The organism is Synechococcus sp. PH41509 (genome assembly GCF_020514285.1).
Lineage (GTDB): Bacteria > Cyanobacteriota > Cyanobacteriia > PCC-6307 > Cyanobiaceae > Parasynechococcus.
Genome location: NZ_VTLD01000003.1, coordinates 49,207 through 70,378 on the forward strand (window position 1 = coordinate 49,207; position 21,172 = coordinate 70,378).

Genomic DNA, 21,172 nt, shown 5'->3' on the forward strand with positions numbered 1-21,172 from the left:
GCGTTGGCCTTGGCAGGAAGCTTTGCAGAGTTGGCACGTCAGGCTGACAAGTCGCGGGACACGATGCTGGTCCCCAAAACCGCCCTTGAAACTCCGCCGTTGGAGATTCACACCCTGGGCGATGAAGTCCTGCGAAAGTCGGCGCGTCGCATCGGCAAGGTGAATGAGCAGGTGCGGGAGCTAGCCCGCGACATGCTGCGCAGCATGTACACCGCTAAGGGCATTGGTCTGGCGGCACCTCAGGTGGGGATCCATCAGCAGCTGCTCGTGATTGATCTCGACTTGGAGAATGCGGCCACACCGCCTCTGGTGTTGATCAATCCCGAAATCAGTGCGGCCAGTGCCGGGCTTGATACCTACGAGGAGGGCTGCCTCAGCATTCCTGGGGTGTATCTCGATGTGGTGCGCCCGACGGCGATTGAACTGAGCTTTCGCGATGAGATGGGTCGGCCCCGCAAGATGAAAGCCGATGGCTTGATGGCCCGCTGCATTCAGCATGAGATGGACCATCTCAATGGCGTGTTGTTCGTCGATCGCGTCACTGATGAAGACGGTCTGCAGAAAGAGCTCAAGGAGAAGGGCTTTGAGCGCCAACATGTTCGGAGCGTCGCCTGAGCCATGCCCATGAAACCCTTGGCCGGCGTTTTCCTGGCCCTTGCCTGTGTTCTTGGCATTGCCAGCACCGGTTGTGTCTTCGAACTTGCCTATGGCGATCCCGACCTCGGGGTCAAAGCCACCAGTTGGATCTTGGCCCTTGCGGCCCCCGCAACCGTTGGCACCCTGCTGGTCGCCATACGCCTCAATAAACCGGCCTGATCGGGGGCGACCGATTCAGACATCACTTTTACGATCCGCTCAGTTCCTCCATGGACGTGATGGCACGCTTTCGAACCGTGGCTGCTGCTGGCCTAGCTCTCGCAGCAACCTCGGTACCAGTGGCCTTAGCCCAGGGCTCTCTGTTCACGGCGGTGCCCGTGGAGATGAGCAACTTTGTTCTGGTGTCGGCTCCCATCGGCCAGGGGCAACGCTCGCAGTTGAACATCTACGAACAGCGGACCACGAAACGGCCGTGTTTTGCGGTGGGTGCTGGCTCGCCGGCGATGGTGGATCCCCTGCTGTCCAAGTTTGATTTCACCGGGGTCTGCAACCGTTACATCGACGGCAACGGCTATTCCCTGCGCATCGGTGGTGATGACCTTGGCACCCGTTATCGGCTCAGCGTGGTGAACAGCGGCAGTGATATTGAGTTGCTGGCGACACCGACCCGGAATCCCTCCCAACCGACCATGCTCGTCGCCCGGGCCGGCGGGGCCGCCAGTGGCTTTGTTCAGCTGAAGTTTGAGCCGGGGTGGACCCTGAAGCGACGGGCCTACGGCAAGAAAAGCCTGGGCCATCTCTACGTCTATCGAGACAGTGCACCGACTCCCTGATCCTGGGGTAAAACCGGTCAAAACACCTGTTGTCGAGACCTGTCAGTGAACTCACACTGAAAGAAGACCCAGGAGGCCGTGATGAAAACCACAGTTGTGCAATGGTTCGAGTGGTTCGGTGAAGCGATGACCCATGCGCTGGGCTCGCTCAACGACCGCCATCTCCAGCCCCCGCCGATCGGCACCCAGCCCTACCGGGATACACCGGACAAGCGGGCGCGCAATTACTGAGGTTCAGGTCCCCTCAGCAGATCGGTGCAGCGGTAGCAGCTCGCTTCCGCCACGGCATTGCGATTAACAGAGGACCGATCGTTCAGATCAGCAATGGTCCGTGCCACCCGCAACAGCTGAAGACTGCTGCGGGTGCTCAGGCCGCGTTGTTGGATCAATTGTTCCCATAGATCCAGCGCTGCAGTCTCGATTGCTCCGCTCTGCCGCAGCGCCTTTGCCGACAGTCGGCCGTTGCGGCAGCCGGCTGGATTGCGCCTCTGCATCCGCTGGCGGGCCCGTTGAATCCGTGGCGGGCTGCACCAGGACTCGGAGACTTTTGATGGGCCGTGAGGATTCAGCACGTTCGCCATCTCCTTGGCGGAGCGCCGTTCGAGCCGCAGTTGTAGGTCGAGCCGATCCAGGAGTGGGCCTGAGAGCCGCTGCCAGTACCGCTGGCGCTGGCTGATGCTGCAGCGACAGCCATGGTCGCGATCGCCATGCCATCCACAGGGGCAGGGATTGGTTGCCGCCACCAAGGTGATCAAGGCGGGGAAGACAGTGCTGTGCTGGGAGCGGCTGATCTGTACGGCGCCTTCCTCCAGGGGCTGCCGCAACTGACCCAGCACTGTTCGCGGAAATTCCGCAAGCTCATCGAGAAAGAGCACACCACCGTGGGCCAGGCTGAGTTCGCCTGGACGGGGCGAGCGTCCTCCCCCCAGCAAGGCGGCTGCGGAGCAACTGTGATGGGGTGATCGAAAGGGGCGTTGCTGCTGCAGTTGATCGATGCCATGGAGATGTCCGGCGATCGAATGGATGCGTGTGATGGTGAGCGCTTCCTTCCGGCTCAGGGGCGGCAGCAGGTGTGGCAAGTGATGGGCCAGGCGGGTCTTGCCGCAGCCGGGGGGACCCACCAGCAGGAGATGGTGGCCGCCTGCAGCGGAAAGGGCTAGGGCGCGTGAAGCCAGGCTTGTCTCAATGGATGGCAAGGGCTCCGGGCTGTTGATGCAGCCTGATGATCGGGAGCCGTTGCAACCGATGACGGGCCACGGTTGCTCTCCTTTGAGTTGCAGAACCAGCTCCCGCAGGTTGGGCGCGGTGTGGATTGGCAGCCCCTCAATCAAGCTGGCTTCGCTGGCATTGCTGGGGGGGACGATCAGGGCTCGGGCCTGCTGTTGATGGGCCTGATCGGCCAGGGCGATCACCCCGCGACAGGATCTGAGGCTGCCGTCGAGCCCCAGTTCGCCGGCACACCAGAGGCCCTCCAACTGGGGGCGGGCGAGCTGCCCGCTGGCCACCAACAGTGCCAAGGCGATCGGGAGATCAAAGGAGGGGCCTTCCTTGCGTAGATCGGCCGGAGCAAGGTTGATCACCACGCGAACCAGGGGGCCGCGGAAGCCGCTGTTGCGCAGGGCGGAGCGGACGCGCTCCCGCGATTCCTGAATGGCCTTGTCCGGCAGACCCACCAGCTGGACGCCCGGCAGGCCTGGGGCGAGATCCACTTCCACCACCACAGGCCTGGCCTCCAGACCTTGTAGGGATGCACTGAGACAACGTGCCAGCATTCTGAAGTGGGTGACGCAGGAGATTCATGCCCCTGCTGTCACACCGGTATGGCTGTTCCTTCGTTCTCAAGGCCCATGGCAGACGACACGATCTTCGGCAAGATCCTTCGCGGCGAGATCCCGTGCGATGAGGTCTATAGCGATGAGCAGTGCCTGGCCTTTCGGGATGTCGCCCCCCAGGCACCGGTTCATGTGCTGGTGATTCCCCGCAAGCCGATCGAGAGCCTGCGCTCCGGTGCTGCAGAGGATGCTCCACTGCTGGGCCATCTGCTGCTGGTCGCTGCTCGGGTCGCCAAACAGGAGGGGCTGGACGACTTCCGCACGGTGATCAACAGCGGCGCCGGTGCTGGCCAGACGGTGTTTCACCTTCATGTGCATGTGATCGGTGGGCGTTCTCTGGCCTGGCCCCCCGGCTGATGCTGACGGCGAAGCAGTGCAATGGCCGCCAGACTGAGCAAAGTTCAGCAGTGGCATGACCCACCAGCTTCAGAACCTGCGGGATCAGGCCGCCAAGCTGCGTCGACTTTCGCAGCCCTACTTCTTTCCATACACCGAAGACAACGGTTGGCAGTTCATCGGGCTTCTGGTGAGCCTGCTGTTCTGTGTGGCCGGGATCGTGCTGTTCCTGGTGACCGGTCTGATGAACGGTCTGTCGTGGCTGCTGCCGGAGTTGACCAGCCAGTACCTCGGTGGCGTCCAGTCCTCCCTGGCCATGCTCTGGTCCCGTGGATGGGGGGCGGGCATCAGTGCCCTTTTTGTGCTGGGGGCTGTGGTGTTCGCATCTGTGCGCTCACAGTTGCGTCACCGTCGCTGGCTGCCTTGGCTGTTTCTGGGTCTGATCATCCTGATGCTGCTGTGTGTGAACGGCATCAACGCGGGGATCACTTTCCTGGCCCGGGATCTCACCAATGCGTTGATCGCCAAGGACGGTGATGCGTCCTACCGCAATCTCTGGGTCTATGGCGCCTGTTTTGCGGTTGCCCTGCCGATTCGCAGTCTGCAGTTTTATTTCACCCAGAAATTGGGTCTGTTCTGGCGGGAATGGTTGTCGCTGAGTTTGGTGGACGACTATCTCCGGGATCGGGCGTATTACGTCCTCAACCCCAACGATGAGGCGGCGACCAACGTTGATAACCCTGATCAGCGCATTTCAGAAGATGTTCGTGATTTCACGGCTCAAGCCCTTGGCTTCGCACTCAATATCTTTGATTCGATTCTCACCTTTTCTCTCAATATCCTCATCCTTTACTCGGTGAGTGAGGGCTTGACCTTCGCTTTGTTGGCCTATGCCGCTGCTATTTCGGTCTTGATGATTGTTGCCGGTCGCAAGCTAGTGCGTCTGAATAATTTTCAGTTGCGTTTCGAAGCGGATTACCGCTACGGCCTTGTTCGGGTAAGGGATAACGCCGAATCGATTGCTTTCTATGCAGGTGAACAACAGGAAGCCAAGGAGGTAACGCGTCGCTTGGCCACTGTTGTTGAGAACTTCAATCTTCTGATCGTCTGGGAGGTGTTGCTGCGTGTGCTGCAGCGTTCCAGCATCTACGCAAGTAATTTTATCCCTTATCTGATTCTTGCTGCGCCGATTCTGGCGGGTGAGATGGATTACGGCGGCTTCGCTCAGGCAAATGTTGCTTACAACCTGGTTGAGGGATCGCTCTTCTTCATTGTCTACAACATCGAAGCGCTGGCCCGATTCTCAGCATCAATTAACCGGCTGGAAGGTTTCCAGTCGAATATCTCGAACCTTGATCGTGAGGAGTGGAGTGATTTCGCTCCGCGGATTGTGCCGTCCGACCGTTTGGCGCTTCAAGGGGTCACGGTCAAAACACCGCGCACCGACAACGTGCTGGTGCGCGATCTCAGCTTTTCGCTCGACACCTCTGAAGGCTTGCTTGTGGTCGGGCCCTCTGGCTGTGGCAAGACCTCATTGCTGCGGGTTGTGAGTGGGTTATGGGGATCACCGACAGGCACTGTGTATTCCCCAGGACAGGGGGACCTTCTGTTCATTCCGCAGAAGCCTTATATGGCTCTGGGATCGCTCCGTGAACAGCTCTGTTACCCATTAGATCAGGCCCGTTTCAGCGATGAACAGCTGCGGGCCGTTCTGGATCAGGTGATGCTCGCGAAATTGCTGCAGCGTTACCCCGACCTCGATATCAAGCAGGACTGGCCGCGGTTGCTCTCTCTGGGAGAACAGCAGCGGCTGGCATTTGCCAGGTTGCTGCTGAATTCCCCCAAGGTCGTGGTGCTTGATGAAGCCACCAGTGCCTTGGATGTCGACACTGAATCCCGTCTTTATGCGCTGCTGCGCGAACGCGAGGTGGCTTTCATCAGCGTTGGTCACCGGCCGACCTTGAAGGAGTTCCATGACACCGTGCTCGAGTTGAGTGGAGATCGCGACTGGCGGCTGATCCCGGCGACCAGCTATGACTTCGAACGTTCCTGAACCGGCCGGATGACCTCCACAAGCGAGACGCCTGATTCCACGTCTGTTCCGGAGACGTCCGCCACCACCAACGATGTACCGGCATTCGGTTGGAGTGGGTATGCCGAGCGCGTGAACGGCCGTTTCGCCATGGTGGGTTTTGTCGCGGTGCTCTTGATCGAGGCCCTCAGCCGCGACACCTTTCTGCACTGGGCGGGGTTGCTGCCCTGATCAGGGCAGACGAATCAGATCCACATCCCAGCGTCCGTTTCGGCTGACCTGCACCGCCAGACGCCGGCCTGCACCGTCAAGGCTGACGCTGCGGGGCACGCCCGGTGGATCCAGAGGCAGCCGTTGTGTTGCGCCCACGTTGCGGCGATAGAGCACCAGTTCCGTGCGGCCATCTCGTTGCTGGACGACGGCCAAGCGCTGCCCATCCGCACTGACGCTGACGCTGATGGGTTGGGCGTCTGCACGGTTGAGGCCTGGCAGCGGGACGGGGCTGCGGTCCCGTAAATCAATCAGTTCGACCCGTTCCCGCCCATTGCGTTGGCCAAGGCTCGCTAACCATCTTCCCCCCAGGGATGGATCCCGGCGACTGTTCACCGACTGGCGCAGCAAGCCGTTGAGATCGGGCCGGGGTGTGGGTCTGGGACTGCTGCAGCCCGTCATCAGCACCAGGCTGCAGATCAGAGCAACGCGGATCATGGCTCTGACGACAGCGTTGGCGTGGAGAGGCTCTGGCCCGGTGGACGGTCGGGTTCGAGTACTTCACTCAGATCCAGCAGTTCCACGCGCCACCGGCCCTGATCTGTCACCTGGAGGGCGATTTGCTGTGCATCTGGCGCGAGGCTGAGCAGCACAGGGTCCCGTCCCCCCGGCAGCGGCAGGGGATGCATTCGTCCATTCAGGCGGTCGGTCACCACCGCGAGTCTGCGGCGACCACGCTGGGTGATGACGGCCAGGTAGCGACCGTTCCAGCTGAGGGAGGGGGAGCTGTGGGGCTGATGACGGCTCAGCTGCGGAACGGACACCACGGATCCGTCGCTGAGGCGGCGCAGCTGCACCGTGGGTCTGCCGCGGCGATCGCTGACGACCGCCAACCATTCACCACTGCCACTCAGGGCGGGTGCCTGCTGACTGCTGCTGAACAGGGCTCCACCGGCCCGTTCTTGGCGACCGTTGCAGCCCATCAGCGCCAGGCTGGCCAGGAGAAGGAGCAGCGGGCGACGCAAGTGGCTCAGTCGTCAAAGCGGGAGCTGTTGTCCCGAGGGCTGCCGGAAGACGGTCTTGAGCTGCGGGGGGGTTGACGGCTACTGGTCGGGCGGTTCGAGGCCAGCGGCGGTTCAGCAGAACGCCTCGACTCTGTTGTCGCAACCGGGTTGGCCCCGGGACGTCCGCGGTTCAGTGATGCGCTGCGGCTGGGACTGAATGCGGCATCCTCTGCGCCGGACGGGGCGGGTTCGCCGGCAGGACGTTCAGAGCGGCCCGTAGGACGGCTGCCGCGGCGTTGATCGTCCCGCTCCGATCGTCTGGATCCAAAATCGGGGCTTTGCTCATCACGGGCTTCTCCGGCCCGGAAGCGGGCCATGCGGCGGGAGCGTTCACTGTCTTGCTCCCAGCCGGAATCCGTTTGGTTGCGACCCATGGAGCGACGGCTGGCTGCCTCTTCAGGGATCGCGGCGCGGCTGGTGCGGCGCGGCCTGTAGAACTCCTCTTCAGGTCGCTCTTCAGGGTCGTCGTCGCGGCCGGAGAAACGCCGCCGCACCGGCTGGGGTTCATCAAAACGGTCGTAGCCGTCATCCCATCCCCCGCGCAGTCCACCAGGATCATCGCCGCGAGCAGGGGCGGGCTCGTCATCGAAATAGGCGGAACGCCGAGCTTGCTCGGTGGCGACGCCGCGCAAGCGCACGCTTTCGTAAGCGAAGAAAACGGTTGTACCCGCTAGGAGGAATTGGCCGAACTGCAAAATCGGATCAAGACGCCATCCCTGGAAAAAGAGGATGCCTCCGCAAAGCAGTCCAATCGCCGCGAAGAAGACGTCGTAGTCCCGAGCCAGGGCTGGTTTGAACGTCCGCATGAAATAGAGCAGAGCTCCGCCGACGGCCAACACGATGCCGACGATGCTGGCCCAGTTGAGACTGGCGTTAACCAAAACTCTGATCCCGCTAGGGGCTCAGTCTACGAGGGGCGCCAGGGGCAGGTCAGAGTTTGCGGTCGAGACGGTCGGTCTGGCTCAGCAGGATCAGCGCGATGGTCGCGGGAACAACAACGATCACACCTCCCCAAACGAGGCTGCTCAGGAAGTTGGAGAGGGAGGGGGTCATGGGGTTGCTGCTGTCTGCATCAAAGCCGCGCTGATCCTAAGGAGCGATGTCGGCTTTCTACGATGACGGGACGATTTGCTTTGAGCTTTGTGACGCCGCTGCTGCTGCAGGTCCTGCCAGTTGTTCATCTTCTCCTTGGTCTGCTGTTGGCAGCCTGGACCCTGGCGTTCCTGCTTCGCATCGTGCTCACTTGGTACCCCCAGGTGGACCTGAACCAGGGCGTTTGGCCCGTGGTGGCCTGGCCGACGGAGCCTGTGCTGGCGCTTAGCCGCCGCGTGATCTCACCGATTGGTGGGGTCGATGTCACCCCCGTGATCTGGGTTGGATTGATCAGCCTCGTGCGTGAGTTGCTCGTTGGTCAGCAGGGGCTGCTGTCGCAAATTCTGATGCACGCTCAGGCGGCAGCCTGAGTTCAGGGGAGCATCTCTTGCTCGACGAACTTGGTGTGGATGTCGCCATTGATGAATTCCGGTCGATCCAGCATTTCGAGATGAAATTCCACCGTTGTTGGGATTCCGGTGACGGCACATTCGTTTAGGGCCCGTTTCATCCGGGTCATGGCGTGGTCGCGGTCTTTGCCCCAGACAATCAGCTTGCCGATCAAGGAGTCGTAGAAGGGCGGGATGTCGTAGCCGGTATAAACGTGGCTGTCGACGCGCACGCCTGGTCCCCCCGGGGGCAGCCATCCTGTGATTCGTCCCGGGGCGGGGCGGAAGTTATGGCGTGCATCCTCCGCGTTGATCCGGCATTCGATCGCATGGCCAGTGAGCTGGATCTCTTCCTGGCGCACGCTGATGGGTTCGCCACCGGCGATGCGCAACTGCTCGGCAATCAGATCAACACCCGTGACCATTTCGGTCACCGGATGCTCCACCTGGATGCGGGTGTTCATCTCCATGAAGTAGAAGCCCCCGCTGCGATCAAGCAGGAATTCCACCGTTCCAGCGCCCTCGTAATTAATGCTGCGGGCGGCAGCAACGGCGGCTTCACCCATGCGCAGCCGCAGTTCTGGATCTAGGGCCGGGCTGGGGGCCTCCTCCAGCAGTTTCTGGTGACGACGCTGAATCGAACAGTCGCGTTCTCCCAGGTGCACCACATTGCCGTGGCGGTCGGCCAGCACCTGCACTTCAACGTGGCGGGGCCGGTCGATGAATTTCTCCATGTAGAGCCCAGGGTTGCCAAAGGCGGCTTCCGCTTCGCCTTGGGCCGCCTTGTACAGGCTTTCCAGTTGACTGGCGTCCGGCACGAGCCGCATGCCGCGTCCGCCACCGCCCGCGGTGGCCTTGATCATCACGGGATAGCCCATCTCCTCGGCAAGGGCCGCCGCCTGGTTCGTGCTGCTGAGCAGACCTTCGCTGCCGGGAACCGTGGGGACACCCACCGATTGCATCGTCGTTTTGGCGGTCGACTTGTCCCCCATCGAGCGAATCGCGTGGGGTGACGGTCCAACGAAAGTGAGGCCGTGATCACGGCACATCTCGGCAAACTTGTCGTTCTCGGCCAGAAAGCCGTAGCCGGGATGGATGGCGTCAGCGCCGCGGGAGGTGGCCGCCGCCAGGATGTTGGGGATGTTGAGGTAGCTCTTGCTGCTCAGCGCCTCGCCGACGCAAACCGCTTCATCCGCGAGCTGAACGTGGAGTGCGTCTTTGTCGACTGAGCTGTAAACCGCCACGGTGGCGATGCCGAGCTCGCGGCAACTCCGAATGATTCGGAGAGCAATCTCGCCGCGGTTGGCGATCAGCACTTTGCCGATGGGCATCCCGCAGCATCTTCAGGCCTGACGCCGGATCGTATCAGCGCCGACCGATCAAGCCGAAAGCAAAGACCCCGCCCGGTATGATCTGACGTCGACAGCGCCCGAGCGGTGAAGTCGACCACGCGGATGTGGTGGAATTGGTAGACACGCACGTTTGAGGGGCGTGTGGCTTCGGCCTTGCGAGTTCAAGTCTCGCCATCCGCACTTTTTCTCTTGGCCCGTCCCCGCGCAGCAGAACCTGGACCGGCCGTCGTTCTTGTTTCAAACGGTCCCGGTGAGCTGACCACATGGGTCCGCCCACTGGCGGAACGTCTGCATGCCAGCCTCCGCCTTCGTCCACGGTCCTCTACGGCCGCGGCGTCCTTGCATTTGGTCCTGGTTCCCTGTCCCAATGCCACCGGGCAGGAGCCCATGGCGGCAGAGCCCTGGGGCTTGTTTGAGCGCATCGTGCCGGCACGGCGTTTCTGGTCGCTGTTGTTGCGCCCGCAGCGGTACGGCCCCTGGCCCCGGCGGGGTGTGGTGGTGTTCCTGGGAGGAGATCAGTTCTGGACCGTTCTGCTCTCTGCTCGACTTGGGTATCGCCACATCACCTATGCCGAATGGGTGGCGCGCTGGCCGGGCTGGAACGACCGGATCGCGGCCATGTCGGAGGCGGTTCAGCGCCAGCTTCCGGTTCGTTATCAGTCCCGATGCCGTGTGGTTGGGGATCTGATGGCGGATTTGTCATCCTTCGCCCGTCGGGAGGATCCCCTGCCTGAAGGCCAGTGGGTGGCCCTGCTGCCGGGCTCCAAGCCGGCAAAGCTGTGCGTGGGCATGCCATTTCTGCTCGACACCGCCGACCGCCTGGCTCGATTGCAACCCGAATGCCGTTTCTTGCTCCCGTTGGCTCCCACCACAAGCGTGGCGGAGCTACTCCGTTTTGCCGGTGGATCCAATCCAATCGCTGCGCGTTACAGCGCTTCCGTCGCGTCGGTTGACCAAGAGGAGTTGGTCACCGAGTTGGTGACGGCGGCGGGGACGCGGATTCGTCTGTTGCAGCAGCATCCGGCCCACGGGGCCTTGAGCCAGTGCGCCCTGGCCCTGACCACCGTTGGTGCCAACACGGCCGAGCTTGGAGCACTGGCTGTGCCGATGATCGTGATTGTTCCCACCCAGCACCTTGAGGTAATGCAGGCCTGGGATGGTGGGCTCGGGCTGCTGGCGCGCTTGCCGGGCTTGCGGCGTCTGATTGGGGTCTTGCTGACCCTCTGGCGTCTGCGCAACAACGGTCTGATGGCCTGGCCCAACATCAGCGCTGGCCGCGTCGTGGTCCCGGAGAGAGTGGGGGCGATCACGCCGGAGCAGATCGCGCTGGAAGCATGCGACTGGCTGAATGCTCCCGAGCGGCTGGAGGGCCAGCGGCAGGATCTCCAGGCGTTGCGGGGGGACCCAGGGGCGGTGGCTGCCCTGGCTGCAGAGGTGAGGGCATTGCTCCCCCGCGAGCTCAGCTCTTCCTAGGCTAAACGGGCTGCTAAATCCGACGACCATGACCCCGTCCAATCCGGTCGAACGCAGTGCAGAGGAGTGGAAGCAATCCCTGACGCCGGAACAGTTCCAGGTGGCTCGTTGCGGCGGTACTGAGCGTGCGTTCACCGGTGCTTATTGGAACAACAAGGCCACCGGGATGTATCACTGCATCTGCTGTGGATCGCCGTTGTTCAGTTCTGACGCCAAATTTGACTCGGGCACCGGCTGGCCGAGTTTCTGGGACGGTGTGAGTTCCGATGCGATCACCACCAAACAGGATCTGACCCACGGAATGGTGCGCACCGAAATCAATTGCGCCCGCTGTGATGCCCATCTGGGGCATGTCTTTGCTGATGGCCCCGCCCCCACAGGCCAGCGCTACTGCGTCAACAGCGCATCTCTGGACTTCAAGTCGGCCTGATCGCCTTCTCGCGATCAGGCTCGCTCACCAGGGGTCGTCCAGATCCTTGGTCCCGCTCTGAGGAGCTGAGTCTTCCATTGGTTCCACATCCAGGGGTTCACCGGACTGCTGAACAGCACGGCGGGAGGCTGGCATGGCGCGCCTCGGCGGCTGTTCCTGATATGCAGGTTCTTCTTGGTATGGCGGCTCTTCCTGATAAGCAGGTTGTTCCTCGTAACGCGCTGGTTCGTCGTAGGCGGGGGGTTGCTGCTGCTCATAGGACCGCGGTCGTTCAGTGGAGCGGTCGTCTCTGATGTTGTCCCGCTCGTCGTAGCGGGGACGTTCTTCGTAGCGCCGCTCGTCATACCGCTGGGGCTCATCGAGGTAACGGCGTTGCTGCATGGCCTCCTTTCGCCGATCCTCCAGTTCCACGTATTCGAGTTCCGCATCAGCATCAAGCCGCTCAGCTTCTGAGGCCTGGAGGCGCCGTTGTTCCTGCTCCTGGGGTTGTCCAGAGGTGAGCTGGTTTTCCACGGGCACCAAATTGACCCGGTAACGCTCCCGCTCCTGTTCTTCCCAGCTGGGACCTCCAACCCCAAGTTTCTCCAGCACACCGCTATTCAGCTGTTTGAGTTTGTCTTCGGCCCCCTCGTAAACAATGATCCGATCCGGGCCACTGCTGACGATCTCCTCCACCGGCATTTCCCAGGTGCTCAGCACCCCTTCCCCCAGTAGGGGCACGCCGAGGGCTCCCATCACCAGGGTGGTCATTTCTCCGGTTTCGATGTCGAAGGCGAAGCCGAGCACGCGACCCAGCTGCTCACCGGATTCGGTGATCACCTGGCAGTTAATGACCCGGCTATAGCGCTCGGGATTGAAGTTCTCACTCAGGGAGTCGGCGGAATCCACCAGGATCACGTCTCCCACCTGACGGATCCGGTCCAGCGGCATCCAGCGCGGCAGGCCGGGCAGAAAACGGGTCAGCGGATTGTCCCTAAGCCCGACGGCGACCACCTCACGGCGGTCGATATCCACGATCACTTCACCAACCACCCCCAGGCGGCGGCCGGTGTCGCGGGTGATCACTTGGGTGCCCATCAGTTCGGAGCGCAACCAGAGGCGATCGCTGGGTACGCCAGTGGTGATGGCTTCAGTTGGGGAAGGGGTCGGGGTCAAGCGCGGGCCCTCGGCCATGGACATTCAGGCCATTGTGGCGCAGGGGTTCCGCCTGTCACGTTCAGGTTGCACAGCGAAAACCCCGATCGTTCAGGCGGCATCCGGCAAACCCACCACCTGGGTGTGGGCGCCGCGGGCCTGTGTCACCCCAATGGTGCGCTGGGCCGCGCCGATCATCGGGCGGCGATGGCTGACCACCATGAACTGTGCCGCCTCGGCCTGACGGGCGATCAGGGCCGCAAGGCGCTCCACATTGACGCCGTCGAGGAAGCTGTCCACCTCATCCAGGGCATAGAACGGCGACGGCCGGAAGCGCTGCAGGGCAAACAGGAAGCTCAGAGCCGTGAGCGATTTCTCACCACCTGACATCGAGGCCAGGCGCCGTACGGTCTTGCCCTTGGGATGCGCCACCAGGGTGAGGCCACCTTCCAGGGGATCGTCCGGGTTCTCCAGCTGCAGGTGGCCATCACCATCGGAGAGCGAGGCAAAGATCTCGCGGAAATGGCCATCCACGGCGGTGAAAGCTTCCATGAAGGCGTCCTGTCGCAGGGTGGCCACGGTCTCGATCCGCAGCAGCAGCTCTTCCCGCTCGCTGTTGAGCACATCCAGCCGCTCGTTCAGTTCGTTGAGCCTCTGTTCGAGGGCCTCAAGTTCTTCCAGCGCCAGCATGTTGACGGGCTCCAGCGCTTCCATGCGTTGCTGGATCGCATGAAGATCGGCTTGTAAGGCCTCCAGGCCAGACAGTCGCAAGGCCTCAGGGATCTCAGGTCTGGGGTCCGGCAGGGCCTGTTCCATCTCCTGGAGGCGCACCGCACCGCTGCGCTGCTCTTCGATCAACCCTTCCCGGTCTTCCTTGAGCCGTTCCAGATTCCACTCGGCCTGCTGCAGGGCCTGACGCTGCCGGCCCACCTCGGCTTCCGCGGCATCCCTGGCCCGGCGCTGGCTGCCAAAGCGTTCCTGCAGCTCGCTCTGCTGTTGCTCCAGTTGTTGACGCTTCTGCTGGAGGTCGCTTTGTTGCTGGCGCCAGGCACCATGGGCGCTGGCCAGGGCCTTCACAGCCTCCTGCAGCCGGGCCTCCTCTGCGGCCAGAGCCTTTTCCTGATCCCCCAGCCGTTCGATCGCCAGCTGTCGCTCGCGGCGGGCATTCAGCAGCTGGTCCCGCTCGCTGCGGGCCGTCTCCAGCCGTTGATCTGAGCTTTCCTGCTCCTTCTGCAGTTGGGCCCAGGCCGCGGCATCGTCGTTATTACCGCTGTTCTGCTCCGCCTCATCCAGGGCTTTGAGCTCCGAGGTCAGGGGGGCGAGCTCACGGCTGATCGCTTCGAGCCGCTGCTGTTGTTCCGTCTGGTCCTGCTGCAGTTTGCTGAGCCGTTCGGCCCGCTGGCGGCTGCGCTCGAGCAGGGGGCCGTGGTTCCGCCGGGCCGCATTGCGCTCGGCGATCAGAGCGGCTTGTTGCTGCTCGAGCTGGCGCAGCTGGGGTTTCTGCTGTTCCATCAGTTGCGCCAGCTTCGACTCCTCCCGCCGGCAGGCCACCAGAGATTCACCCAGTTCCAGCAGGCGCCGACGCAAGGGCTCGGCCTCGTCTTGATCACTGCTGCGACCGAAACTCAGGCTGCTGCTCCGCTGGGAGAAGCTGCCGCCGGTCATGGCGCCGCTTTTCTCTAGCAGCTCGCCATCCAGGGTCACAGCCCTGGAGCGGCCTAACTGTTGGCGGGCGCTGGCCAGGTCGGAGAACACCTGGGTGTCGCCGAAGACGTAAGCGAACACCTGGTCATAAACAGGCTCGAAGCGCACCAGTTCCACAGCTCGACCGATCAGTCCAGCGCTGCTTTGCCCTCCCGGGCGTGACCCCCGGGCGAAGGCGGCTGAGCCGCCCCCCCCGGGTGAGCGGATCTTGTTCAGGGGCAGGAAAGTAAGCCGGCCGGCTCGGCGGCTTTTGAGCAGCTCGATGGCGCGTGCAGCGATGCGGTCGTCGTCGACCACCACTTGGCCGAGACGGGCCCCAGCCGCCACTTCAAGGGCGAGGCGATGGCGATCCTCCACCTCCCCCAGCTGGGCCACAGGGCCATGGATGCCATCGAGGCCGGCCTCCAGTAACAGGCGAAGGGCACCGGTGCCGCGGCTTTCCTGAAGGGCATCACGACGGCTCTCCAGACGAGCGATCTCCCGTTCCAAACGGGTTTGTTCCTGTTCAAGCCGGCTGCGGGTGCGCTGTTGGATGGCCAGGGAGTCGGCCGTTTGCTGGAGCTCCTGTTTGCCATCGGCAATGGCTTGAAGAAGGGTTTGCCAGGTCTCCTCCAGGGTCTCGAGTTGCTGCTGCACGGCGGCACCGTCGGAGCCGTCCTGCTGCTGTTCCTCGGTGAGCTCCTCAAGACGCTCCCGTTCCTGACGCAGCCGTTCCTGCAACTGCTGTTGCTCCTCCAGCAAGGGAGCGACGCTGCTTTGCAACTCGTGACGGCGGCCACTGCGGCGCTTTTGTTCTTCCACCCAGGCGCCAGATCGGCCGGCAACATCCGCCAGTCGGCGCCGGGACATCTCAACCGACGCCTCAGCGGCTTTGCAGTTGTCTTCAGCGGCGTTCAGGGCGTCCTGATTGGGGTCGCGCTCCAGCTCCCGCGACTGCAGTTGCCACTGCTGGCGACGGGTGGCGAGGTCATGGCGCTGTCCCTGCAGTTTCTGGCCTTCGTCCTGGTGGAGGGTGGCCTGGCGTTCAAGTTCCCGGCTGCTCGTGTCGAGGCCAGCCAGTTCTGCCTGAACTGCAAGCAGTTGGTCTTCTCCCAGGGCCTTGACCTGCTCCTGCAGCAGTTCCAGTTCGGCCACAGCCTTGTTCAGTTGCTCCCGGCCACTGGCGATGGCCGCAGCGTCGCGCTGTTCCTGGGCTTCCAGAGCCTGTTGGCGCGTGGCCAGATCCTTCAGGGCTTGCTGGGCTGCCTCGAAGGCCAGCACCATTTCCTGGCGGCGTCCCAGCTGTAGCCGTTCCCTTAACTCCTGGTACTGGCGGGCCTTGGCGCAGTCCTTCTCCAACCGTTGGCGGCTGGTCAGCAATTCCTGCTCAATGATCCGGCAACGCTCTTGGCGCTCCTGCACGTCATCGAGCTTGCGGCGGGTCTGTTCGATCCGGGTGTCGAACAGGGCGACACCGGCCAGCTCATCGATGAGGCCGCGGCGGTCCCGGTTGCTCATTGAGACGATGCGGGTGACGTCCCCCTGCATCACCACATTGCTGCCTTCGGGATCGATCCGGATTCGTCGCAACTGGGTCTGCAGCTGCTGCAGATTGCAGGACACTCCGTCAGCGCTGTAGCTGGAGCTATAGGAGCCACCCGGCATCACCCGCAGCTTGCGGGTCACCGTCCACTCGGTTTGCCCCGGTTGAATCCAGGGGCCTTCCGCCGGTGCGTCGAGGCCTTCCTCGGCGGCATCAGGTGACCAGTCGCTGAGATCGAAGCGAACACTGACGCTGGTTTCGGCGGCCTTGCCAGCCTTGAGCATGCCGCTGTTGACCAGGTCCGGTAAGCGGTCGGCCCGCATGCCGCGACTGGTGGCAAGGCCTAGGCAGAACAGAACGCCGTCGAGGATGTTGCTCTTGCCGGAACCGTTGGGTCCGGTCACAACGGTGAATCCCTCCTCAAGAGGGATTGTCATCGCTCCGCCGAACGACTTGAAGTGCGTAAGCCCAACCTGATTGATATGAACCAACAGGATCTGGGGCTGTCAGCAGGCCGAAACTAGCGGAGCTCACGAAAAGCTCAAGGGATCGTTAACGAGCAGTTTCCGTCGGCGATGCGTAGGCAGCCCTGAAGGTCGCCCTGGAGCTGCAGGGTTACGTCTGCATCCGTGGCGTTTGGAAGTTCGCCGCTGTAGCTCCCGGCATGGATCCGTTCGGCCCAGCCCCGGTTGCCCGAAACGGCGGCACTGCGTGGTTCCAGCCAGACCCGCCGATGTGGTGGCAGGGGAACCGCCGGTTGCCCCCCTGCGTTCGGGCGCGGCACGGTCGCGAGGCGCCAGGTTCTGCAGCTGTCCCCATGCTCAAGTAGCAGATCGATATGGCATCCGCTGGGGTCGTCCGGTGCTCCGGTGTGACGCAGTAGGGCGTATCGCGGCAAAGACTTTCCCTCAGCCTTCAGTCTCCCTACCCTTTTAGAGGTTTCTGCCACCGGTCTTTATGGCCTCGACACCGCCGCAGTCCAACGGCAGATTCGAGCATCACTTCCGTGAGCGGTTCGACAGCCTGCTCCCCACCATCCAAGAGCGTTGGCCGGATTTGGCCCATCACACCCTGGAAGCGACCCGGGGAAGTGTGGATGAGCTTGTTCGTCTGATCGAAGCGAATACAGGCCTAACTCCTCAAGGAGTGCGCGATCAACTTGAGGATCTTCTCCATAACGCGGGTGATCGCAGCCGCGACTGGGCCGACAGTCTTGACCCGCTGGAAGAGCAACTGGAACAGCTGCTGGATGAGTTGAACAGCACGCTGCGGCCAAAAATTGAGGCGCCTGTGCGTCAGAGACCGCTTCTGGCCGTCGGTGTTGCTCTAGGTGTTGGTTTGCTGCTGGGCAGCATGCTTCGTGGAGGACGGCGTTCCTGATGGCCGATCAGAACTCTCCGCGTGGATTTGGAGCAGCCGCCAGGGTCACGGCGCTGGCGGCGTCTGTCATGGACCTGCATGTGCGTATTGCTCTGCAGGAGGTGGATCGGGAAAAACGCCGATTGATCAGCGGTGGTTTGTTCCTCGCCATCGGAGGCACCGCCATGTTCCTGGCGTTGTTGGCGGGAGAAGCGTCGTTGCTGCTTTGGATTCAGGCCGAGTGGGGGCTGGATTGGATCCGCGCGCTGCTGACCCTTTCCATTGCCAATCTTGTGCTGGCTGGCATCAGTTTGCGCATCGGTGGGCAGGTTTTGAAGGGGCCTTTCTTGCCCCAGACGCTTGAGGGCCTGATGAAAACTGTGCGTGCGGTGATGGGGCGGGTCTGAACCGGCCCAGCGCGGTAGACGCATCGTCATCACTTCACCAGGCGATTAACGGTTAACGCACGGTTAATGCCGGGTTAACTTGTCTTGATTGTTCTTTTGTGATCGTTGCGCTTCCCCTTCAGGCGAAGGTTTCGGCAGGATCTTGTTCCTGATCAGCAATCCGATTCGCGTCTTGAGCTTGGCTCGGGACAGTCAACTCTTTTCTTGGTGGCCGGTCCCTGCGGATCTGGAAAGTCATCCGTCATCCAGAAAGCGGTCCAGGCTGATCTTTCTTTGTTCGGTGATGCACTGAGAGGTGAGTTTCTCGAGTCTATTTTGGATCGATCCGGTCGTGAATATGACGATTACAGCCTTGCTTTAGAGCAACATTCCTGTTTTCAGGCCAGTCATGTGAAGCGGTTATCGCGAGAGTCGGCCCTGCCATCTGGTCTATTGCTTCATCTTGATCTTTATCAAATTCTGCGGGGGATTGATGCGTCCTATTGGCCTAGGGGGCTGAAAAGAAAGGCACAGCGGCTTTCAAATGAGTCCGACAGATTGCCGAAACGATGCTTTGAAGATCTGCTCAAGCCTCGTCAAAATGATTTGATGATGCAAGCTTTTCTGGCCAAAAAACTGTTCCAACGTTTCACACAGGTTGCAGTTGCAACGGTTCATTGCAGCTTCGAGCGAAATGCCTCTCAGTTGGCGGCCCGCAAGCGTCGTTCAAGCGGCAAATGGATGAAATATTTTTCAGCCCCTGATCACATCGCCCGAGCGATTCATGCTGAGATTTATCGCTGCTGGGATAGCGCGTTGGACCAGATGTCACCCGTCGCCAATGTTTCGATCAATGTTGACTCCGATGATGGATTTTCTGTGAATGGAAGCTTTGTCTCCTACGACGGCTGAAACCCGGGGTTCGTGTTGTCGCATCAGCGAATGTCGTAGTGCAACCAGCGGCAATCAATTCCGCCGTTGCTCACAGGAATCCGTCGCGATGCTTTGAGCCGCAGTGCACCCGTGAGCTTCGGATTGCCACTCAACAGCCAAAGCTGCCAGCCGGAAGCTTCTCGGCGTACAAATTGCCCCAGAGCGCTGTAGAGCGCATCGAGCTCCTGTTCGTCACCAATGCGTTGGCCATAGGGCGGATTGCACACCAGAACTCCCGGACCATCGGGCAGTGTTTCGTCTTCAAATGGGCTGGTGTTGATGCGAATGATTCCGCTCAGGCCTGCGGCCTCCACGTTGGCGCGGGCCTGATCAGCGATGACGGGATCCGCTTCGATTCCAAGCAGGAGGGGAAGAGTGAGGTCTCGCCGCCTGCGTTGCCTGGCTCGATCGACTTCTTTCTCCCAGAGTTCGGGCTGGAAATCCGCCCAGCCCTCGAGGGCAAAACGCCGCTCCAATCCCGGTGCTTGCTGCAGCGCTGCCAGTGCCGCTTCAATCAAGAGCACTCCCGATCCGCAGCAGGGATCCACCAAGGGGCTGATTCCATCCCAGCCCGTCAGTCGGATCAGGCCGGCGGCCAGATTTTCTTTCAAGGGTGCTGCCCCCATGGCTGCCCTATAGCCGCGGCGGTGCAGGCTCCCGCCACTGCCGTCGAGGCTGAGTTCGGCCACTCCGCGGCCAAGGTGGAGATGTAGGGAGAGGTCGGGGTCGTCGAGATCAATAGAGGAGCGTTCTCCCCAGAGATCCCGTTGCGCATCCACAAGAGCGTTTTTGACCTGCAAGGCCGTGAAGTGGCTGTGGTTCAGCCCCGGTGCCGTTCCGGTCACATCTACCCGGAAGGTCATGGAGGGATGCAGCCAGCGTTCCCAGTCGAGGGCCTGGCGAATGCCGTCATAGAGGTCGTCCCGGCCTTGGCAAGGGAAGCTCGCCACCTGACGCAGCACGCGGAAGGGCAGCCGAGCCTGTAGGTGCATCCTGTACAGACAGGCCATGTCTGCTTCGAAGCTGACGGCACGCCTGCCGGGCTTCACGGAATGGGCCCCGAGGTCGGTCAGTTCTTCGCTGCCGGCAGCCTCAAGGCCCTGGGGAAGAACTGCAACAGCAGATAGCCGGTTTGTTCGACCCAAGGGCGTTGTGCTCCAGGCCACCACTCCTGTCAGAATGACAGGGTCCGGCTTTGTCGGACTAGGTGATCCACACCAGTGTTTCGGACAGCGGTTCGATTCCGCTCAGCTCCATTCCCCCTTTCGGGGCTGCAATGGTTTCGACGGGGCATAAGGAGGGTGACTGAAGCCTGCTCGGTGAGAGCAAACCCGTAACTGCGAACAACATCGTTCGTTTCTCCCGTCAAGCAGCCCCTGTTGCTGCCTGACCCTTAGGGGAGATGGGGTGAAGTCAGCCTTATCACCCAAATGACTCATGGGGGCTGGAAGGCCCTCTTTAACTTGTCTGGGACTGGAGTCTCGTTTGCGAGCGGGTCACTTCACGAGCTTGTGACCAAGGGTGTGACCCCGCGATCCCCGTTTTCGGCCTAAGTGACTCCTCTGGGGTCACAAATCCCCGCTGATGAAGTCTGGGGAGCCATAGAGAAGCTGGCAAAGCCAGTCGTCCGGGTTGGGGTTATTGCCACGGCAACTCACGGCAATAGGGCAACGGGCACGCGTCTGTGAGGTGAATCGGAGCAGGCTTGCTGTGATTTCAGCAGGCCCGCTTCTCTTTTTGGAACAATAGTTCTGGGAGGACCGATTGATTTATTTACTTAGTCCCACTCAACACCCAGCTTCCATCCAATTGGGTTGACTTGCTCAAGGCTTGACTTGTAATGGTCTTCTTTAACGAAAACGATGTCAATTTGAACTAACAGGCTGTCTAAAATATGAATTTCTTCTATGCCGATTGGTACCATTCGCTGGCTTTTCATGAAATTAATATATTCGGCCATTGATGGCGCTCCTTTGTTGTATTTGACAATTGGAACTTCTGACATTAATGCGATGCAATTTTTTAGGCACTCTTGGCCGCCTTCAAGGATGTCAAGCTCAGAGCCTTGAGTATCTATTTTGATGAAGTCTGGCATTCTTATGCCAAATGCTTTTGAATACTTATCAAGTTCGTGGGTTTCTAGGCTGATTTTTTGCTGATTATCTTTGTATAATTCAGAGTTTTCTTGGTAAAAGCTGTTGCCCGCACCGCTAAAGTGAGGACTGATAAAAAAATCTTTTTTGTTTGCTTGATTGCTAAGAGCAACATTATGCCAGTGCCCTCTGGCTCTTGGCGCTGGGGTGCCAGGCATTGCTTCGAACATGTGAAACTCAATTCCCGGGAGTTTGGCAGCATATTTTTCTGTCCAATCGCCTTTGTTTGCGCCGATGTCATAGATTACGTGTATTAGGTTTTGTTTTATAAGTTGGAAAAGTGTTTTGTCTAGCAAGCCGGTCGAATTTACTTTCGCCATTGTGAGCCTTCTTTTTTGTAT

Annotated in this window: 24 protein-coding genes and 1 tRNA gene; 14 read left to right on the plus strand and 11 right to left on the minus strand. The window is 61.1% G+C overall.

Going from position 1 to position 21,172, the window contains the following annotated elements:
- Positions 1-9: 9 nt before the first annotated feature.
- The 4 genes from def to FZZ88_RS00575 all read left to right on the plus strand — a co-directional run bounded on the left by def (position 10) and on the right by FZZ88_RS00575 (position 1,661).
- Complete coding sequence (def, locus tag FZZ88_RS00560) at positions 10-615, plus strand: peptide deformylase (protein WP_166017729.1); 606 nt, start codon at positions 10-12, stop codon at positions 613-615.
- Between the two features lie 3 nt (positions 616-618).
- A complete protein-coding gene (locus FZZ88_RS00565) occupies positions 619-816 on the plus strand; it encodes a hypothetical protein (RefSeq protein ID WP_115022517.1) in 198 nt (65 codons plus the stop codon).
- A gap of 50 nt (positions 817-866) precedes the next feature.
- Positions 867-1,430 carry a DUF3747 domain-containing protein gene (locus tag FZZ88_RS00570; protein WP_166017730.1) on the plus strand — a complete coding sequence of 188 codons (564 nt, stop codon included), beginning with the start codon at positions 867-869 and terminating at the stop codon, positions 1,428-1,430.
- A gap of 81 nt (positions 1,431-1,511) precedes the next feature.
- Positions 1,512-1,661 (plus strand): hypothetical protein, encoded by a 150-nt coding sequence (locus FZZ88_RS00575; RefSeq protein ID WP_166017731.1) that lies wholly within the window; start codon positions 1,512-1,514, stop codon positions 1,659-1,661.
- On the opposite strand, the gene FZZ88_RS00580 is transcribed toward FZZ88_RS00575, so the two are convergent.
- Positions 1,655-3,202 carry a YifB family Mg chelatase-like AAA ATPase gene (locus tag FZZ88_RS00580; RefSeq protein WP_166017732.1) on the minus strand — a complete coding sequence of 516 codons (1,548 nt, stop codon included), beginning with the start codon at positions 3,200-3,202 and terminating at the stop codon, positions 1,655-1,657. The genes FZZ88_RS00575 and FZZ88_RS00580 overlap by 7 nt on opposite strands.
- Positions 3,203-3,277: 75 nt before the next feature.
- Here FZZ88_RS00580 and FZZ88_RS00585 point away from each other — a divergent pair, with 75 nt between their 5' ends.
- Genes FZZ88_RS00585 through FZZ88_RS00595 form a run of 3 tightly spaced genes read left to right on the plus strand, consistent with a single transcriptional unit; the run spans position 3,278 to position 5,861 of the window.
- The gene (locus tag FZZ88_RS00585) at positions 3,278-3,619 is read left to right on the plus strand and encodes a histidine triad nucleotide-binding protein (protein WP_115022512.1); all 342 of its coding nucleotides are present in this window, start codon (positions 3,278-3,280) and stop codon (positions 3,617-3,619) included.
- 55 nt (positions 3,620-3,674) lie between these two features.
- Positions 3,675-5,651: an ABC transporter ATP-binding protein/permease gene (locus FZZ88_RS00590; RefSeq protein ID WP_166017733.1), complete on the plus strand. Its 1,977-nt coding sequence runs from the start codon at positions 3,675-3,677 to the stop codon at positions 5,649-5,651.
- A 9-nt stretch (positions 5,652-5,660) separates the two neighbouring features.
- Positions 5,661-5,861 carry a chlorophyll a/b-binding protein gene (locus FZZ88_RS00595; protein WP_115022509.1) on the plus strand — a complete coding sequence of 67 codons (201 nt, stop codon included), beginning with the start codon at positions 5,661-5,663 and terminating at the stop codon, positions 5,859-5,861.
- Here the strand turns inward: FZZ88_RS00595 and FZZ88_RS00600 are convergent, their stop codons facing one another.
- The 4 genes from FZZ88_RS00600 to psbX are packed head-to-tail and all read right to left on the minus strand — an operon-like array spanning position 5,862 to position 7,957.
- Positions 5,862-6,338: a hypothetical protein gene (locus FZZ88_RS00600; RefSeq protein ID WP_166017734.1), complete on the minus strand. Its 477-nt coding sequence runs from the start codon at positions 6,336-6,338 to the stop codon at positions 5,862-5,864.
- Entirely contained in the window at positions 6,335-6,865 is a 531-nt protein-coding gene (locus tag FZZ88_RS00605) for a hypothetical protein (protein ID WP_166017735.1), read from the minus strand. The genes FZZ88_RS00600 and FZZ88_RS00605 overlap by 4 nt, the downstream gene beginning before the upstream one ends.
- A 5-nt stretch (positions 6,866-6,870) precedes the next feature.
- Positions 6,871-7,785, minus strand: a complete 915-nt coding sequence (locus FZZ88_RS00610) for a Ycf66 family protein (protein WP_166017736.1) — start codon at positions 7,783-7,785, stop codon at positions 6,871-6,873.
- A 49-nt stretch (positions 7,786-7,834) separates the two neighbouring features.
- Positions 7,835-7,957 (minus strand): photosystem II reaction center X protein, encoded by a 123-nt coding sequence (gene psbX / locus FZZ88_RS00615; RefSeq protein WP_115022502.1) that lies wholly within the window; start codon positions 7,955-7,957, stop codon positions 7,835-7,837.
- A gap of 62 nt (positions 7,958-8,019) precedes the next feature.
- On the opposite strand from psbX, the gene FZZ88_RS00620 reads away from it, so the two are divergent.
- Complete coding sequence (locus FZZ88_RS00620; RefSeq protein ID WP_226398624.1) at positions 8,020-8,367, plus strand: YggT family protein; 348 nt, start codon at positions 8,020-8,022, stop codon at positions 8,365-8,367.
- A 2-nt stretch (positions 8,368-8,369) separates the two neighbouring features.
- Here FZZ88_RS00620 and accC read toward each other — a convergent pair whose 3' ends face one another.
- Complete coding sequence (gene accC, locus FZZ88_RS00625; RefSeq protein WP_166017737.1) at positions 8,370-9,716, minus strand: acetyl-CoA carboxylase biotin carboxylase subunit; 1,347 nt, start codon at positions 9,714-9,716, stop codon at positions 8,370-8,372.
- Positions 9,717-9,835: 119 nt separating this feature from the next.
- On the opposite strand from accC, the gene FZZ88_RS00630 reads away from it, so the two are divergent.
- The 3 genes from FZZ88_RS00630 to msrB all read left to right on the plus strand — a co-directional run bounded on the left by FZZ88_RS00630 (position 9,836) and on the right by msrB (position 11,640).
- Positions 9,836-9,917 (plus strand) — tRNA-Leu (locus tag FZZ88_RS00630).
- Between the two features lie 9 nt (positions 9,918-9,926).
- Positions 9,927-11,210, plus strand: a complete 1,284-nt coding sequence (locus FZZ88_RS00635; RefSeq protein WP_166017738.1) for a glycosyl transferase — start codon at positions 9,927-9,929, stop codon at positions 11,208-11,210.
- A 28-nt stretch (positions 11,211-11,238) separates the two neighbouring features.
- Complete coding sequence (gene msrB / locus FZZ88_RS00640) at positions 11,239-11,640, plus strand: peptide-methionine (R)-S-oxide reductase MsrB (RefSeq protein ID WP_115022496.1); 402 nt, start codon at positions 11,239-11,241, stop codon at positions 11,638-11,640.
- Positions 11,641-11,664: 24 nt separating this feature from the next.
- Here the strand turns inward: msrB and FZZ88_RS00645 are convergent, their stop codons facing one another.
- The 3 genes from FZZ88_RS00645 to FZZ88_RS00655 all read right to left on the minus strand — a co-directional run bounded on the left by FZZ88_RS00645 (position 11,665) and on the right by FZZ88_RS00655 (position 16,898).
- Positions 11,665-12,795: a PRC-barrel domain-containing protein gene (locus FZZ88_RS00645; RefSeq protein WP_370520029.1), complete on the minus strand. Its 1,131-nt coding sequence runs from the start codon at positions 12,793-12,795 to the stop codon at positions 11,665-11,667.
- Between the two features lie 90 nt (positions 12,796-12,885).
- Positions 12,886-16,491, minus strand: a complete 3,606-nt coding sequence (smc, locus tag FZZ88_RS00650) for a chromosome segregation protein SMC (RefSeq protein WP_166017740.1) — start codon at positions 16,489-16,491, stop codon at positions 12,886-12,888.
- A 50-nt stretch (positions 16,492-16,541) separates the two neighbouring features.
- On the minus strand, positions 16,542-16,898 hold the full coding sequence (locus tag FZZ88_RS00655; RefSeq protein ID WP_166017741.1) for a hypothetical protein: 357 nt from the start codon (positions 16,896-16,898) through the stop codon (positions 16,542-16,544).
- 59 nt (positions 16,899-16,957) lie between these two features.
- Between FZZ88_RS00655 and FZZ88_RS00660 the strand changes: the two genes are divergently transcribed.
- The 3 genes from FZZ88_RS00660 (at position 16,958) to FZZ88_RS00670 (ending at position 18,657) form a co-directional block, all read left to right on the plus strand.
- Positions 16,958-17,380 (plus strand): YqjD family protein, encoded by a 423-nt coding sequence (locus tag FZZ88_RS00660; RefSeq protein WP_115093108.1) that lies wholly within the window; start codon positions 16,958-16,960, stop codon positions 17,378-17,380.
- The gene (locus FZZ88_RS00665) at positions 17,380-17,766 is read left to right on the plus strand and encodes a phage holin family protein (protein ID WP_166017742.1); all 387 of its coding nucleotides are present in this window, start codon (positions 17,380-17,382) and stop codon (positions 17,764-17,766) included. The genes FZZ88_RS00660 and FZZ88_RS00665 overlap by 1 nt, the downstream gene beginning before the upstream one ends.
- A gap of 204 nt (positions 17,767-17,970) precedes the next feature.
- Positions 17,971-18,657: a hypothetical protein gene (locus tag FZZ88_RS00670; protein WP_166017743.1), complete on the plus strand. Its 687-nt coding sequence runs from the start codon at positions 17,971-17,973 to the stop codon at positions 18,655-18,657.
- 23 nt (positions 18,658-18,680) lie between these two features.
- On the opposite strand, the gene FZZ88_RS00675 is transcribed toward FZZ88_RS00670, so the two are convergent.
- Together FZZ88_RS00675 and FZZ88_RS00685 are read right to left on the minus strand one after the other, a co-directional pair.
- On the minus strand, positions 18,681-19,847 hold the full coding sequence (locus FZZ88_RS00675; protein ID WP_226423719.1) for a THUMP domain-containing protein: 1,167 nt from the start codon (positions 19,845-19,847) through the stop codon (positions 18,681-18,683).
- A gap of 608 nt (positions 19,848-20,455) precedes the next feature.
- Positions 20,456-21,151 carry an FkbM family methyltransferase gene (locus FZZ88_RS00685; RefSeq protein WP_166017744.1) on the minus strand — a complete coding sequence of 232 codons (696 nt, stop codon included), beginning with the start codon at positions 21,149-21,151 and terminating at the stop codon, positions 20,456-20,458.
- Positions 21,152-21,172: the final 21 nt, after the last annotated feature.

Excerpts from the sequence above, each read along its gene's own strand:
- FZZ88_RS00565 (WP_115022517.1), top strand. The coding sequence starts at position 619 with ATGCCCATGAAACCCTTGGCCGGCGTTTTCCTGGCCCTTGCCTGTGTT.
- FZZ88_RS00595 (WP_115022509.1), top strand. The coding sequence starts at position 5,661 with ATGACCTCCACAAGCGAGACGCCTGATTCCACGTCTGTTCCGGAGACG.
- psbX (WP_115022502.1), bottom strand. The coding sequence starts at position 7,957 with ATGACCCCCTCCCTCTCCAACTTCCTGAGCAGCCTCGTTTGGGGAGGT.
- FZZ88_RS00660 (WP_115093108.1), top strand. The coding sequence starts at position 16,958 with ATGGCCTCGACACCGCCGCAGTCCAACGGCAGATTCGAGCATCACTTC.
- msrB (WP_115022496.1), top strand. The coding sequence starts at position 11,239 with ATGACCCCGTCCAATCCGGTCGAACGCAGTGCAGAGGAGTGGAAGCAA.
- accC (WP_166017737.1), bottom strand. The coding sequence starts at position 9,716 with ATGCCCATCGGCAAAGTGCTGATCGCCAACCGCGGCGAGATTGCTCTC.
- FZZ88_RS00685 (WP_166017744.1), bottom strand. The coding sequence starts at position 21,151 with ATGGCGAAAGTAAATTCGACCGGCTTGCTAGACAAAACACTTTTCCAA.
- FZZ88_RS00585 (WP_115022512.1), top strand. The coding sequence starts at position 3,278 with ATGGCAGACGACACGATCTTCGGCAAGATCCTTCGCGGCGAGATCCCG.
- FZZ88_RS00590 (WP_166017733.1), top strand. The coding sequence starts at position 3,675 with ATGACCCACCAGCTTCAGAACCTGCGGGATCAGGCCGCCAAGCTGCGT.
- FZZ88_RS00600 (WP_166017734.1), bottom strand. The coding sequence starts at position 6,338 with ATGATCCGCGTTGCTCTGATCTGCAGCCTGGTGCTGATGACGGGCTGC.
- FZZ88_RS00665 (WP_166017742.1), top strand. The coding sequence starts at position 17,380 with ATGGCCGATCAGAACTCTCCGCGTGGATTTGGAGCAGCCGCCAGGGTC.
- FZZ88_RS00570 (WP_166017730.1), top strand. The coding sequence starts at position 867 with ATGGACGTGATGGCACGCTTTCGAACCGTGGCTGCTGCTGGCCTAGCT.
- FZZ88_RS00580 (WP_166017732.1), bottom strand. The coding sequence starts at position 3,202 with ATGCTGGCACGTTGTCTCAGTGCATCCCTACAAGGTCTGGAGGCCAGG.
- FZZ88_RS00620 (WP_226398624.1), top strand. The coding sequence starts at position 8,020 with ATGACGGGACGATTTGCTTTGAGCTTTGTGACGCCGCTGCTGCTGCAG.
- FZZ88_RS00575 (WP_166017731.1), top strand. The coding sequence starts at position 1,512 with ATGAAAACCACAGTTGTGCAATGGTTCGAGTGGTTCGGTGAAGCGATG.